We start from the raw sequence: 14,893 nt of genomic DNA, 5'->3' as shown, positions 1-14,893 counted from the left end.
ATTAATGTCTTTTACTTAATCTGATGTAGAATCATTTATGGAATATAGCGAATTTCGAAATAAATTTTAGATAGTGTTAAAAATTTTTTTGAGAACGCAACTTTTTTTAAAAGTTTGCGTTTAATACTTTGAAACAAGTTAGTTAAATGAATCCATTTCATAAAAAAAGAAAATAACTCTTTACGACGCTATTCGACCAATGTATAATGTAAATTGGTGCAAGAATCTATGTATATTAGTGCGAGTTTACTAGTTTCTATGTGACGAAGTGTCGCAAATGAACTTAGTTATATTATGATGCTCAACTCTGGAAAGGGGGTGAACCGGACAATGAGTAAATCGAGCTACAATTTATTTTCAATAAATTCAAATAAAGCGAAAGATATTCAAGGAGGAGAAAAAAAGGTTATGAAGAAAAGTTTATCCGTAATTCTTTCTACAGCAATGGCATTATCCGTATTTTCTTCCGTAGCATTTGCTGATACAGCTGCTGCAACAAAAACTTCTGATAATTTTACTGATCTTAAAGATCTTGACGCAGCAACAAAAGCCAAGTTCGATGCAATGATCAGCGCTGGTATTTTTGATGGCGTAAGCGATACTGAGTTTGGTTTGAAAGATGAAATGAACCGCGCTCAATTCGCGAAAGTTGCAGCTTTAATCATGGGTCTTGATGTAAATAAAGACCTTAAGGACTCCAGTTTCTCTGATGTAAGTGCTGATGATGCAGCTAATGGTTATGCACTTCCTTACATTGAAGCTTTGAAATCTGCTGGCGTAACTGATGGTTATGGCGAAGGTACTTACAACCCAGCTGGAAAAGTAACCAAAGAACAACTCGCTACTTTCCTGGTTCGCGTACTGGGTAAAGATGCTGATGCGAAAGCTAAGACTGGCGATGATACTACTGTTTCCGATTGGGCACAAGGTTATGTAGCTCTGGCTCTAGAATTGAAATTGTTCCCTGCTGCTGAAGGTGGTTTCGATGGTCAATCCAATGCAACTCGTGACCTTCTGTTGACAGGTGCGTATGAAGCTAAACAACAATACGTACCTGCTGGTAAAGTGTCCGTAACTGGTGCTAAAGCTGCTGGTGTACAAAAAGTTGAAGTTTCTTTCAATAAACCAGTTGATACAGAAAAAGCTAAAATTTCTCTTAAAAGAGGAACAGTTGATGTTGCTACTACAACAACATGGTCCGATGATAAGAAGACAGCTACTTTGACTTTGACTGATGTTAAAATTCAAGAAGCTGACTACTCTGTTGCAGTAACTGGTCTTGATGAAGCTTCAGTAGAAAAAACAACTGCTGAGTTTAAGGGTGAAAAAGAAGCTGTTAAGTCTCTTGAGTTTGTAAATGCAGGGGATACAGTGGCTTACTCTAAAAAGGCAACTGTAAAAGTTAAAGCTGTAAACCAATACGGTGAGACTGCTTCATTCTCTGCTGGTGATTTTAGTGTTTACACGACTGATAGTGCTGCGACAATTACTAAAGATAGCACTGACGGTACATTGATTATCAAAATGGACACTAAGTCAGATAATAGCCTTATTCAAGGTGCTAGTATGATTCCTGTTACTGTGTACCATAATGATACTCGTATTAGTGCACAAAAAACATTTAAGCTAGGAAACCAACCGTTCATTTCGAAAATTGAGCTTGGTGATGTTAAATACAACAATGGAACAGGTCTTTCCGATAAAGGTGACTACCTGGAAATCCCAGTTCGTGAATATGATCAGTATGGCAATACTGTAACTGCTGATCAACTTACTGCAGATAGTATTAATGATAACCTGAATGCGATCGTTACTCCTTATGAAGACAACATCGATGTAACGTATGATGATGACAGTGAAGGTAATAACAGAATTGTTAAATTGACATTGTCTGACAAAATTGATAAGAATGGCGAATATACAGTTACTGTTTATGGTGGTTCCTCTTCACAAACTACTAAATTCAATGTGAAGGCTGCAGCAGTAGTAACTAAGCTTGAGTTTGGCACATTTACCGGAAGTCTGGCTGCTGGTGATGGTAAAGATGGTACTGACGCACAATATATTCCTTTGATTGGTTACGACGCTAGTGGTAACAAATTGAGTGTATCTGATTTGACAGACGATACAAACTTGAAACGCATCAAGATCAGTGCATCCGGCAATGTTACACTTGGTGATGGAGATGCTTCTATCGCAGGTGATCAGTTGATTAAAACTGGTGAACATGCAGGTTCAATCAAAATTGCTGCTGTGGATGAAACAGCTGAAAATGGAACTGCATACATTAGCGCCAATATCTCCGAAGTAAACGCAAATGATTACAAATACATCAACGTTCCAATTGGTAAGCCGCGTGTTGCTGACAATCTTACTGTAGCAACAGATAGCAAAAAGAAAGGTGTAGGAGAATCCGACACTGATCTTATCTTGAAGGTAAAAGACCAATATGGTGCTGACCTTAAAAAGATTGTTAATGGTCACACAACTGAAAATGGTAAGTCAGTAACTTATGATGTGTATTTGACAATTACACCTACTGTACAAGCGAACCTTGGTACAGTGGCTGATCCAGAATTGCAAAACGGTTTCTTGTTAGTTGGTAAAGACGATAATGCTGCATTCACTTCTGCTGCTATTCTCGGTGATGCTACCAACAAACAAACATTCACAATTGCTTCTAATGACTTTGACAATTTTAATGATGGTTTCAATCTGAAAACCAAAAGTACTATTGGTAAAGCAGAAATTAAGTTTGAGTTGCGCAAGAAAATTGATGGTGGTACACCTTCCGTTATTAAGACTATCACTAAAAACTTTGAAGGACTTAACGCTAAAACTGCTGACTTGACTTACTCTGTTTCTGATCTAGGTGCAACTTATGCATTCCTGGATAACCACAGTAACTTCGGCAATTTAGATGATTTAATTGCTACTACGTATGCTGGTTTCAAAGTTGCTAAAGAAGTAACTGTAAGTGCAAAAGATTCATCTGGTGACGATGTTGCAATTCCTAACCGCATTCAAAGAGTTACTACTGGTGACCCTAACGTAGCTCAAGCTACAGAAGGTAAAACTGTAGGTGCAACAACATACGGTGATATCGGTAAAGGTTACGTCCTTGGTAATAAGGCCGGTACAACTGATGTTACTGTACTTTATAAAACTCTTAAAGATGAGTTAAAATCTGTAAACACTAAGATTACTGTTAAAAACGAAGTTCCTTCTGTAGCATCTATTGACGGTAAATCCGATAAAGATGGTGTTACAACAAATGGCACAACTCCAATTTCTATTGATTCCCTTATGGATCTAACAGTTAAAGATCAATATGGTAGTGAATATAAAGATGGAAACCAAGTCACTTACAATGACATCCTTAACTTAACTTATGCGGTTGAAGATGTGGTTGGTTCTGGTACTGTTACTGTTGATCAAGAAAATGGAACAGTTACAATTCCTACTACGGTACAAGGATTTACTTTGAAAGTAGTAGCTCCAAACGGCAAGTCACTTTCCACAGCAGTTACTGTAGGAACAAACTAATAATAGTTAGTTAAAGAAATTGAAAGAGGACCCATTATGGGTCTTCTTTTCACTTTAGGAGTTTTTAAATGATAAGAAAAACTGTAGCACTTTTTTTTGTAACGTTTACAATTATTTTACCTACCTCCCAAGCCGAAGCCCCATCCCCCGGCTCCTCATCGGATCCGGTCATCACGAAAAGCTACTTCGACCAGAACACCTTAAGTGAAGCAAAGGTGCAAGCACTTATTGAAGATGCGCTAGCCAAAAACGTATCATCTCAGCAAGGTTCGTCGAGTACAACGACGACACCAACAACTTCTGCGACAGCAGCAAGCATCACCGTGATCCAGCTAAAAGCGGATCAAACTCTTTATGCAGGCGCTGGAGCGGAGTTTATCGTGCGAACCGGCAAGACTGTCGCGGTGAGCAACGATGGAGACGGCGTTCCGGATGTTACAGCCGGAAAGGATATAGCAAGCGGTTCAGCCGTAGAGCTGAATCATCTTTTGATTTTTCCTCGGGAAGGCCGAGGTATTAAGCCAGCTCCAAAGAACACAGCCGACATTTATATCATGGTAAGAGGCAGTTATCTTCTTCTTAATGCGGATGGAAGTACTGCTACTCCATAATTTTACCCATGCTGACAACATCTTATGCGTTTCGGCATTTGCTTTTCAGCCATACTAAAGTCGTACACAACTTAAGGAGGCGATGGTTATGGCTAGAAGCAATAACGTCAAAGTGGTTCCCGAGTCGAAGCAGGCACTGGATATCCTTAAGTATGAGATAGCAGCTGAGCTTGGGCTGCCAGTAGGAAAAAATATGATGGCTAACGCTGACACTGAGTTTGCTACGGAGTTGGGTGCAATACCGTCTTCCTCGATCAAAGAGGATTATTGGGGACATATTTCATCAAGAGATGCTGGAGCAGTAGGCGGTAGTATTACAAAACGCTTGATCCAGAAAGCAGAGGAAGTTATGTTTACCCTATAAAAGTCACGGCATCAGTCAGAATGTTAACCTGTCTTTAGCAGAGTTTTGTTTTGTTGGTCTGGAAAGAATTTATTTGATTCCGAATTCAAAATGAAAATTCGTTTTAAGTTGGGTATTTATTGTAGTGGTCGAGATTAGGACGTACTTGTTTTCCACTTTTTTGTATGCGGTGTGGCGTCGAATGTCGGTTGTCAATCACATGTTATCATTCTATTAATTCTTCCAATTTCATTGACACTAGACAACAATTCAAGTAAGATAATAAATTGAAGGTCAATGCAACCTTTTCCTTTTGGAAAAGGTTCTATTTTTTTGCTGTTATAATACATCATCAATGTCAGCATGAAAAGCTGCTGAATTAGCAAAAACGCTTATAAAGGCGAGAGGCATCAATTAGGGGCTTTTCATACATACTAAGAAGGTATAGGAGGATGAATGACATGGCACTGGAACGTGGTCGTCGTTTATTTACATCCGAATCCGTCACAGAGGGTCATCCAGATAAAATTTGTGACCAAATTTCTGATGCGGTTTTGGATGCTTTTTTGACAAATGATCCGAATGCACGTGTTGCGTGTGAGGTATCGGTTGCAACAGGTTTGGTACTGGTAATCGGAGAGATTACTTCAAGCTCTGAATATGTGGATATTCAAGCAATCGCTAGAAAAACGATCAAGGAGATCGGGTACACTCGAGCGAAGTTTGGTTTTGACTCTCAGACTTGCGCGGTTCTCGTTTCTTTGAATGAGCAATCTCCTGATATTGCACAAGGGGTTAATAAAGCCCTTGAAGCAAGAGAAGGAACTATGTCCGACGCTGAAATCGAGGCGATTGGTGCAGGCGATCAAGGTCTTATGTTCGGTTTTGCGGTGAATGAGACTCCTGAGCTTATGCCGCTTCCAATTTCGATTTCTCACCAACTGGCACGCCGCTTGACTGAGGTTCGCAAAAATGGCACTCTGCCTTACTTGCGTCCGGATGGAAAAACGCAAGTTACCGTTGAATATGATGGTGACAAACCGGTTCGCGTAGATGCAATCGTTGTTTCTACACAGCACTCCGAAGATGTTACTTTGGAGCAAATCCAACAGGATATCAAAGAGCATGTCATCAAGCCTATCGTACCTGCTCAGTTCCTGGATGAAAACACAAATTATTTTATCAACCCAACTGGCCGTTTCGTTATCGGCGGACCGCAAGGGGACGCTGGCTTGACTGGCCGTAAAATTATCGTTGATACTTACGGTGGTTATGCACGCCATGGCGGTGGCGCATTCTCTGGTAAGGATCCAACAAAGGTTGACCGTTCAGGCGCTTACGCAGCACGTTATGTCGCGAAGAACATCGTTGCTGCAGGCTTGGCTGACAAGTGTGAAGTGCAGCTTGCTTATGCTATCGGTGTAGCTAGACCGGTATCGATCAGTGTTGATACTTTTGGTACAGGTAAAGTTAGCGAAGAGAAGTTGGTAGAATTGATTCGCAAAAACTTTGACCTGCGTCCTGCAGGTATTATCAAAGAGCTGGATCTTCGCCGTCCAATCTATCGTCAAACAGCAGCTTACGGGCACTTTGGCCGTAATGATTTGAACGTTCCTTGGGAGCGTACAGATAAGGCTGAAATTTTGAAGGCTGAAGCTCTGATCAATAGCTAATTTTAATAAATGTAAAGGTCGCTCGATTTTGGGCGGCCTTTTTTTGTTGTCTTTTTGAATTACACATGTGTTCCTGGATTCAGTAAGTGACATTCTAACATGGTGCGGCATCAAATGACGCTCATCAGCCACACCCGAGCTATTCCCCCCAATATATCCCTTGATATATCTCTTTAATCCCTCATATAAATACAACGCTAGCAAACCCGTAACTTTTTCCATAGAAATAGAGTCTATATATTTGTTAAGTTTAGATCAGAGAGAAAGATTGAAAGAGGAGTGTGGAGAAGCAGTATGGAATTACGAAGGCGGTTAAGATTAGGTGCGTTGGCGTGTGCTGTGTCGCTGCAGATGTTCGCAGGAATGCCTGCATGGGCGGCCGATTCAACATTAACGTTAGGCTCGCAGGAGACAATTACTTCGGGTGCGATTCTCAAAAACTATGTGTGGACGACGACTAGAAATGATAAGCCGATTTCAGTGAATGCGAATGTCATTGAAGTAGATTTGACGAATCCGAATGTGAAGATCGATGCGATGGCGGGAACGAATAATCAGTTCACGAAGAACCAGAGTGTGCTCGGCATGGTTAAGGATACAGGCGCCGTAGCTGGTGTGAATGGGGACTTCTTCAATACGACGGCGGAAGGTGTTCCAGAAGGTGCGCAAATTACGAACGGTAAAGTGATGGCGACGCCAGCAAAGATTTCCGGTCTTTATTCTTTTGCGATTACGAAGGATAATCAGCCGATCGTCGATATTTTTGATTTTCAAGGGACGGTTACGGCGAAGGATGGAACGAGCTTTGAGCTTGGCGGTGTGAACAAAACCTTTTACTGGGACGATGACGGAAATCCATTGATCGCGGATGGACTGTTTCTATACACGGATGCGTGGGCGATGACGCAAAGAGCAGTTGACGGTATTCATGTACCTACGGAAGCGCTCGTCGTGAATGACGTAGTGAAGGAAATTCAAATCGACACGAATGTGAAGATGGCGGCTCCGGCCAATGGCTATATTTTAAGAGGATCGGGACTTGCCAAAGACTTCATCGTAAACCACTTGAAGGTTGGGGATAAGATCACAACGAAGTACGACATGATTCCCCATGATGCGTCGAAGAATTATGACTGGAAAAGCTTCAAAATGTTGATCGGCGGCAGCACGCTGTTGGTTGATGAAGCGAAGCCGAGCTATTTTACGCGGAATGTGAATGATTTTAACGGGTATCAGCCGCGGTCAAGGACAGCAATAGGCTACTCTCAGGATAAGAAAACAGCGTACATCATCACGGCGGACAACAACGGCAGCAGTAAAGGTATGACGCTTCCAGAGCTGCAGGAATTTATGATCCAAGCAGGCGTATGGCGGGGAATGGTGCTTGACGGCGGTGGATCGACACAACTAGTGTCGCGTCCTCTCGGAGAGTTTACTCCGCAGCTTACCAATAAAACAGAGTACGGGAACCAGCGTGCGGTAGCTAATGGGGTAGGGGTTTACAGTTTGGCGCCTAAGGGCGAGCTGAAGGGACTTATTTTAAAGGGACAGAACGTATTATTTAAAAATGAATCCAGCACTTATCAGTTTAATGCTTATGATGATTATTATAACCCGGTAGATATTACGAATATTATCCCTCAGTGGACTAGCTCAAGCTCGGTAGGTACATTCAAGGACAATGTGTTCACCGCAACACAAATCGGAAAGACGCAAATTACGGCGAAATCAGGTAAAGGTACTGCCTCTATGGATGTAGAAGTTGTCGGACGTGATCAGATCAATGCCATGACGTTTGCTGCGGGTGGATTTTCTTTGACTGCGGGGAATGATTTCAAGCTTCCTATCAAAGTAACGACGAAGAGCGGGTTAACGAAGGAACTTCCTCCTGCTGCGGCTGATTGGGAGTTGAGCGGTATTCAGGGCTCTATCAAGGATGGAGTGCTGCATGTAGATAGCACGGCAGGGAGCCAGTCGGCGCAGGTTATTGCCAGATATGACGGATACAGCACGATGGTGACATTACCAGTGGGGCAAGAGAAGGTCTGGTACGATTTGGATCACGCTTCCGTGCTAACGAATGCCTTTCAAGTACCTGCTGAGGTTGTATCCAACGTGAAGATCGCCCAGGACAAAGGGAACAAGAATATCGAGCTCAGCTACGATTTTACGAAGGGTACTGGTACTAAGGCCGCATATGCACGGTTTGATGCTGATAACGGTGGTGTGACGATTGCGGGAGAGCCAGAGTTTATTTCGGCTAATATTTTCGGCGATGGCAGCTTTAACTGGGTCCGCGCGGAATTTATTGATGCCAATGGCGATCAGCAGCTGAGGAGCTTTACAGAGAATATGAACTGGACCGGTTGGAAAAAGGTGACGGCGAATATTTCCGATCTGAAGTTCCCGGTTAAGCTTAAGAGCATCTACGTGGCGAATCCCGCAAACGGCCAGGATGAAAGAGCGGCGAAGGGTAAAATTAATTTTGATGATGTGTCCTTCATCTATAAAGGTGAAATGGCCGCGCTGCCTAAGAGTCAAGTGATGATGACCGTGAACAAAAAGCAGGTCAGCGTCAACGATAAAGCCATGACCTTGGAGCAGGCACCAACGATTATCGACGGTAATACGCTTATTCCGATTCGTTTTGTGACTGAGGCGCTGGGCGGTAATGTTAAATGGGATGACGCGGAACGTAAAGTGACGATTACTCGCGGGGATAAAATGATTGACCTCTGGATCGATAATCCCGATCTGATTGTGAATGGCCAGCGGGTCACAGCTGAAGTTGCTCCGCGGATCATGAATAACCTAAGTATGGTGCCGCTGCGCCTGATTTCGGAGAAATTAGGCTGGAAAGTAGGCTGGGAGCCGGAGAAACAAGGCATTACGCTTGAATAAATAGTGCTAGAAGTACACTCCAAATGTGTAGAAATATGTTACAATATGGGGTAGACTAATTTGTTTACAAAGGAGCTTGTTCCATTGCAGCCAGACGCTATCGATCGTGTCATAAAAAACGCCATTAACGTCATGGAAAGCAGCAAGTATCAAATCTTTGAAATTGCTGAAACGTCCCGGTTGGAAAAAGAGACTCTTACTCGTGAGCTTGAGGAGATTAAGCAGGAAACTAGCGTGACCATCGATCTGGTGGACAAGCTGGAAAAGGATTATAAGAGATCTCGTATTCGACTCACCGAGGTTAGCCGTGATTTTAATCGGTACCGCGAGGAAGATATCAAGACGGCTTATGAGGCTGCCATTGCCTTGCAGCTGGAGCTTACGATTGCACGAGAGAAAGAGAATCATCTAAAGGCGCGCCGCAATGATCTTCAGCAGCGTGTGAAGAACGTGGACAAGCAAGTGGAGCGAGCGGATACAATTGTTTCCCAAATGAACGTTGTGCTGGAGTATTTGTCGGGAGATTTGAATCAAGTGACCCGTATTTTGGAGTCAGCAAAGAATCGACAGCTGCTCGGCCTCAAAATTATATTAGCGCAGGAAGAAGAACGTAAGCGAATTGCCCGGGAAATTCACGACGGTATGGCTCAGACGATGGCTAATGTTGTACTTCGCACCGAAATCGCGGAGAGAATGCTGATGAAGCAGGATGCAACGGCAGCCCGGGAAGAATTAATTGATTTAAAAGGACAAGTCAGAGGGGGGCTTGAGGAGGTTCGCAAGATCATCTTCAATCTCCGCCCTATGGCGCTTGATGATTTGGGTGTTGTGCCGACACTTCGCAAATACCTGCAGGATTTCGAGGAAAAGAACAAAATTCGCACGGTATTTAATCTGGTGGGTAAAGACACCCGGCTTCCATCGGGCCTTGAAGTAGCTGTGTTTCGTTTGGTGCAGGAGGCACTTTCCAATGTGCTGAAACACGCAAATGCTACCTACGTGTCAGTTGAACTGACCTTAGAGAAGGAACAAGTGCAAATTTATGTAGCGGATAACGGTGTTGGCTTTGAAGTGGATCAGATTGAGCAGAAGATTGCGAAAGGAAATAACTTTGGTTTACTTGGCATGCGAGAGCGTGTTGAGCTGTTGGAAGGCTCTATGGAGTTGGAATCAACCAAGGATGTAGGCACTAAAATTACGATGCTGATCCCGATAGGCAGCGCTAAGAACAAGGAGGATACTCAGTATGGACAACACGGTGATTCATGATCGTAATGTACGCATTATTATTGCGGATGACCATCAACTGTTTCGTGAAGGCGTCAAGCGGATCATTAACATGGAAGATGACATGGAAGTGATCGGTGAGTGCGGAGACGGTATTCAAGTTATCGAACTGTGCAACCAAATTACACCTGACATTGTTTTGATGGACATCAACATGCCGCTTGAGAACGGCGTCGTCGCGACGGAGCGGTTGAAGCTTATTTTTCCAGATATTAAGGTTATTATTCTTTCTATTCATGATGATGAGAGCTATGTGTTCGAGACGCTGCGTAAAGGGGCATCCGGGTATTTGCTGAAGGATATGGAAGCAGAGTCCTTGATTAATGCGATCCGCTCTGTGGTTGCTGGACATGCATATATTCATCCTAAAGTAACGGGAAAGCTGATTAATCAGCTGAGAAGAATGACGTACTTGGACGATGCTGGTGTTGTAGGTACAGCCAGTACGCCTGCTCCAGGCCAGTCAGTAGTGAAAGACGCAGGGCTTAAATATATTCATAATGCCAACAGCCCGCTCACCAAGCGTGAAGCAGAAGTGCTCAGACTCATGGCCGAAGGTAAAAGCAATAAACTGATCGGGGAATTCCTCTATATCAGTGAAAAAACGGTCAAAAACCATGTGAGCAGCATCCTTCAGAAGATGGAAGTGGATGACCGTACACAAGCAGTTATTATCGCGATCAAAAATGGCTGGGTAACGTTATAATCCTTACTTGACCAGGAACCCCCTCTCCAACCGCGGCATACAATGCAGGTAAGGGAGGGAGCCGCCATGTGGATCGGATTGTTATGGATAGTCGGCTGCTACGGAATCAGCATTGCTGTGCTTCATATCTTGTTCGGTACACGCAAGGAGCGCAGCAGAAATCCGGCAAGAGTGCTAGTGATTACGAAAAACAATGAGAATCAGATTGAATGGTATCTTCGCTCTTTATTTTTCTTCTCTCGGTTTAAAGGACGGGAACTCCAGACAACGATACTCGATGAAGGTTCATCGGATGATACCATCAAGATCATTGAACGATTGTCCCACACGCACTCCATTGAACTGGGAAGCGATCTGGCTTACAGGTCTGTGGATGATTACTTGGGTCAGCATGAGAAAGACTCCGTCATTGTAGTCAATCTCAGCAATCAGACGGATCTCGCGGAGATCCCGTTTGTCACATAGCAAACGTTTACTTCAGTTGAAAGTTAGGTGAACGATTGAAGGGACAACTGTATGCGCTTAGGGTCGGTTCCACTTGGACGTGGAATTTGACTATACATATGCCTACTAACATTCAGTATTGGTTCGAGCAATACGGTGCCGATGTCGGCATGGTCCTGCTGGAGCCCTCTTTCTCGATAGGACAAGCTGTACGTTTATTACACAAGCTGACCTCCGAACCAACTCTCATTACCTCCTCTCAATGTCTCCCAACATTACGGCAAGCAGCTAAGTTCTGCGGCTTCGCCAACAGCCTAATCCAAGCGTTTCATGTACAGGTTATTGCATATTCAGACTGGATGGACGGAAAGTATCCGCCAGTTCGTTTGAACGCTGATCTTTACCGTAGTATGGTACTGGCTTGTACGGGCCGGTCTCTGCTAACGGAAGAATTTGAGCAAGTTTTAGACTTTGTTGGTATTAAGATGGATCGAAATGAATGGATGCCCTATGTTCAGCTTTCTTTCCTCCATGGCGATATGCAAGTAACGAATGGCTTGGCTGTTCAAGAGAGCAGAGATTGGCGTAGAGGCTTTCGGAAGCAAGTACAGTATCGGTGTAAAAGATGCGGCAGTGGGGACCATCGACTCTTCTGGTCGGAATGCCTGTATTGCGGTCAAGAATGCCCCTACTGCGAAGAATGCCTTACAATGGGAAGGACACGCTACTGCTCCTTGCTCATACTGGGGGCGGAAGCTGCTGCTGAGCAGATCGTGAATCGTGAGTATGCGGTCTGGGGGACAGGCGAGGATGTTAGTCGTGGTGCCCGCGGGGGAGCAGGACCACAGGTGAGACCTGGGATGGCCGCGTTAGAGCCATATCTGGAGCCCTGGGGACTAAGCGACGCTCAGAAGGCAGCTTCTCTGGAAGGTCTCCAATTTCTGGAGAACCGTGGGAAATATTTTACTGGCAAAGGACAATTTCTGATCTGGGCCGTCACGGGTGCCGGCAAAACAGAAATGATTTTTCCGTTTATTCATTATACGGTTGCTAGAGGCGGCAGAGCGCTTATCGCTACACCGCGCAAAGATGTTGTCCTAGAGCTTCAACCACGCATTAGTAAGGCTTTCTCCGATTATTCGGTCGTGACTCTGTACGGAGGCAGCGAACAGCGATGGGAGCAGGGCCAGATTACGATCGGCACTACGCACCAGCTGCTGCGTTTTCACGAAGCGTTTGATTTGGTCATTATCGATGAAATTGATGCTTTCCCTTATCACAATAACCCCATGCTGGAGTATGCGGCCATGAAAGTCTGCAAGCCCTCAGGCAATACCATTCTGCTATCTGCCACACCGCCCAAACCAATCCGAGCTGCCGCTGAGCGAGGCAGATTACCTCATGTTAGAGTCCCTGTCCGTTACCATCGCAATCCGCTTCCTGTTCCAAGGCTTCTCACAATGCCCCCTGTACAAAGCAGCATATCCAAACGAGCAATTCCAACGAAATTAGTATCACTCTTTCGGGCATCTCTAGATCGCGGAGCGCAGTTGTTTGTCTTTGTGCCTAACATTAAGCTTGTCGAACCTATGGTAGAGCTGCTGAGATTAGAGCTTTATCAAGGAGAAGCAGATGCGGGCTCGAATGTGCAAGGGACCTCCTCCAAGGACACGTTAAGAACGGAGAAGGTGCAGCAGTTTCGTCGGCGTGAGATTCGGCTGTTGGTGACGACTACGATTTTGGAACGGGGCGTGACGGTGCCCAAGTCCGACGTGTTTATTTTAGATGCGGATTCGGGGTTATTTGATGAAGCGGCGCTTGTCCAAATGGCAGGACGGGCTGGTCGCTCTATGGAAGATCCCGCAGGTTTGGTTTATTTCGCATCCAAGGATTGGACGAGTTCGCAAAAGGAAGCGGTGCGCCAAATCAAGCAAATGAATCGGATAGCGCGAAGGCAAGGATATTTGAAGGAGGGGTGAGGTGAGGAACACAATGAGTTGGAAAGCTTGGATAGCGCGAGCCATCTCATCTATGCATGATTTGTTGAGCCCTGGCAAAAGAGAGTGCTTGCTGTGTAAGCACCCCTCAGAACTGGACGCTGGTCAGATGGGCCTGTGCCGCACCTGCTACACTCACGTCCCTTGGATTCAGGAGATCCTCTGCCCTATTTGCGGAAGGGGAGAGCAGTGTCCAGACTGTGTGCGAAGAAAAGGCGGGTATTTTCACTTGAGCCGCAGTGCTGTTCGCTACGATGAGGGGATGAAGGAGATGCTCGCGAGGTATAAATACCGTGGCGACGAGAGGCTGCGCGGAGTGTTTGGCAGCATGCTTGTCTACCCTTACCGACTGCTTAACGCAGAAACGAAGAAGCTGGAGACAGACCGTCGTAAGACGAACAAAGTCATCACCTTTGTACCCGTGAGTGAACGGAGACTCTTAGAGAGGGGATTCAACCAAGCGGAGCAGATGGCAGTAGAGCTAGGTCGTCAGGTAGGACTGCCGGTCATGCCGCTATTACGGCGAAGCAAGCATACCGATAAGCAGAGCTTCAAGAGTCGAAGCGAGCGGATCGAGGATTTGCAGCATGTGTTTGAAGCTGAGCCGGATGCGATGGAAAGATTGAGAGGTGAAGCTTCCCGTAGCAGGGAGCCGGCTCTATATCTACATTGTCGACGATGTGTATACCACGGGTAGTACGATGAATCAGTGTGCCAAGGCCATTAAAGATCATCTGTCGGCAAGCGTATTTGGAATCACGTGGGCAAGATAAATTGGAAGGCTTACATAACCAAGAATTGAAAATTTATATTATGCAAAAGTTGTCGAACTGCGGTAAACTGGAATTAATAATAGGGTATTGGGAATATTAGAGGGAGGGCTGACTATGAGTCTAAATGTAGGAAACTGTCCGCGCTGCGGCCGCGTATACGTGAAGGGTGGCATCCATGATGTATGCCCTAACTGTTTGAAGACGATCGAGATGCAGTATGAGAAGTGCTTGAAATACTTGCGGGAAAATAGAGGCGCAACCTTGAATGAACTAAGCGAAGCGACAGAAGTTCCAGTAAGGCAGATTACCAAATTCATTCGCGAAGGGCGCATCTCCATTGTGCACGCACCTAATATGTCCTACCCTTGCGAAGTGTGCGGAACCTTGATTAGAGAAAGCAATATGTGCGAATCCTGCCGCAGCAAGCTGGTTAAGGATGTTGGTCATGTGAATGAGGATGAGAGGCGCAGACAATCAAACTTATCTGACAATCGCTCGGCGGGGACGTTTAACATTCAAGAACGATTAAAGGATAAAAGGTAAATTATGAATTGAAGCTGCGTAGATATAAAGTTTCATAAGCAGGATGCCGATAATAGTTCTAAAGATTAT

Annotated in this window: 11 protein-coding genes; all 11 read left to right on the top strand. The window is 44.7% G+C overall.

Going from position 1 to position 14,893, the window contains the following annotated elements:
• Positions 1-330 precede the first annotated feature (330 nt).
• The 11 genes from L0M14_RS27530 to L0M14_RS27480 all read left to right on the top strand — a co-directional run bounded on the left by L0M14_RS27530 (position 331) and on the right by L0M14_RS27480 (position 14,824).
• A complete protein-coding gene (locus L0M14_RS27530; RefSeq protein WP_235119580.1) occupies positions 331-3,546 on the top strand; it encodes an S-layer homology domain-containing protein in 3,216 nt (1,071 codons plus the stop codon).
• A gap of 68 nt (positions 3,547-3,614) precedes the next feature.
• Positions 3,615-4,157, top strand: coding sequence for a hypothetical protein (locus tag L0M14_RS27525; protein ID WP_235119579.1), 543 nt, complete (start codon positions 3,615-3,617; stop codon positions 4,155-4,157).
• Between the two features lie 88 nt (positions 4,158-4,245).
• Positions 4,246-4,521, top strand: coding sequence for an alpha/beta-type small acid-soluble spore protein (locus tag L0M14_RS27520; RefSeq protein WP_235119578.1), 276 nt, complete (start codon positions 4,246-4,248; stop codon positions 4,519-4,521).
• Between the two features lie 440 nt (positions 4,522-4,961).
• Positions 4,962-6,173, top strand: coding sequence for a methionine adenosyltransferase (gene metK, locus L0M14_RS27515; RefSeq protein ID WP_235119577.1), 1,212 nt, complete (start codon positions 4,962-4,964; stop codon positions 6,171-6,173).
• Positions 6,174-6,467: 294 nt separating this feature from the next.
• A complete protein-coding gene (locus L0M14_RS27510; RefSeq protein WP_235119576.1) occupies positions 6,468-9,074 on the top strand; it encodes a stalk domain-containing protein in 2,607 nt (868 codons plus the stop codon).
• Between the two features lie 84 nt (positions 9,075-9,158).
• On the top strand, positions 9,159-10,343 hold the full coding sequence (locus tag L0M14_RS27505) for a sensor histidine kinase (protein ID WP_235119575.1): 1,185 nt from the start codon (positions 9,159-9,161) through the stop codon (positions 10,341-10,343).
• Positions 10,321-11,067, top strand: a complete 747-nt coding sequence (locus L0M14_RS27500; protein ID WP_235119574.1) for a response regulator — start codon at positions 10,321-10,323, stop codon at positions 11,065-11,067. Before L0M14_RS27505 ends, L0M14_RS27500 begins: the two co-directional genes overlap by 23 nt.
• 66 nt (positions 11,068-11,133) lie before the next feature.
• The gene (locus tag L0M14_RS27495) at positions 11,134-11,532 is read left to right on the top strand and encodes a glycosyltransferase family 2 protein (protein WP_235119573.1); all 399 of its coding nucleotides are present in this window, start codon (positions 11,134-11,136) and stop codon (positions 11,530-11,532) included.
• 35 nt (positions 11,533-11,567) lie between these two features.
• A complete protein-coding gene (locus L0M14_RS27490; RefSeq protein WP_235119572.1) occupies positions 11,568-13,490 on the top strand; it encodes an ATP-dependent helicase ComFA in 1,923 nt (640 codons plus the stop codon).
• 247 nt (positions 13,491-13,737) lie between these two features.
• Positions 13,738-14,205 carry a ComF family protein gene (locus tag L0M14_RS27485; protein ID WP_235119571.1) on the top strand — a complete coding sequence of 156 codons (468 nt, stop codon included), beginning with the start codon at positions 13,738-13,740 and terminating at the stop codon, positions 14,203-14,205.
• 190 nt (positions 14,206-14,395) lie between these two features.
• On the top strand, positions 14,396-14,824 hold the full coding sequence (locus L0M14_RS27480; RefSeq protein ID WP_235119570.1) for a TIGR03826 family flagellar region protein: 429 nt from the start codon (positions 14,396-14,398) through the stop codon (positions 14,822-14,824).
• Positions 14,825-14,893 lie beyond the last annotated feature (69 nt).

It is taken from the genome of Paenibacillus hexagrammi, from assembly GCF_021513275.1.
GTDB lineage: Bacteria > Bacillota > Bacilli > Paenibacillales > NBRC-103111 > Paenibacillus_E > Paenibacillus_E hexagrammi.
This window is presented reverse-complemented; position numbering and strand designations above follow the sequence as displayed.

Coding starts and splice junctions, on each gene's coding strand:
- L0M14_RS27525 (WP_235119579.1), top strand. CDS start 3,615: ATGATAAGAAAAACTGTAGCACTTTTTTTTGTAACGTTTACAATTATT.
- L0M14_RS27495 (WP_235119573.1), top strand. CDS start 11,134: ATGTGGATCGGATTGTTATGGATAGTCGGCTGCTACGGAATCAGCATT.
- L0M14_RS27500 (WP_235119574.1), top strand. CDS start 10,321: ATGGACAACACGGTGATTCATGATCGTAATGTACGCATTATTATTGCG.
- L0M14_RS27520 (WP_235119578.1), top strand. CDS start 4,246: ATGGCTAGAAGCAATAACGTCAAAGTGGTTCCCGAGTCGAAGCAGGCA.
- L0M14_RS27510 (WP_235119576.1), top strand. CDS start 6,468: ATGGAATTACGAAGGCGGTTAAGATTAGGTGCGTTGGCGTGTGCTGTG.
- L0M14_RS27480 (WP_235119570.1), top strand. CDS start 14,396: ATGAGTCTAAATGTAGGAAACTGTCCGCGCTGCGGCCGCGTATACGTG.
- metK (WP_235119577.1), top strand. CDS start 4,962: ATGGCACTGGAACGTGGTCGTCGTTTATTTACATCCGAATCCGTCACA.
- L0M14_RS27530 (WP_235119580.1), top strand. CDS start 331: ATGAGTAAATCGAGCTACAATTTATTTTCAATAAATTCAAATAAAGCG.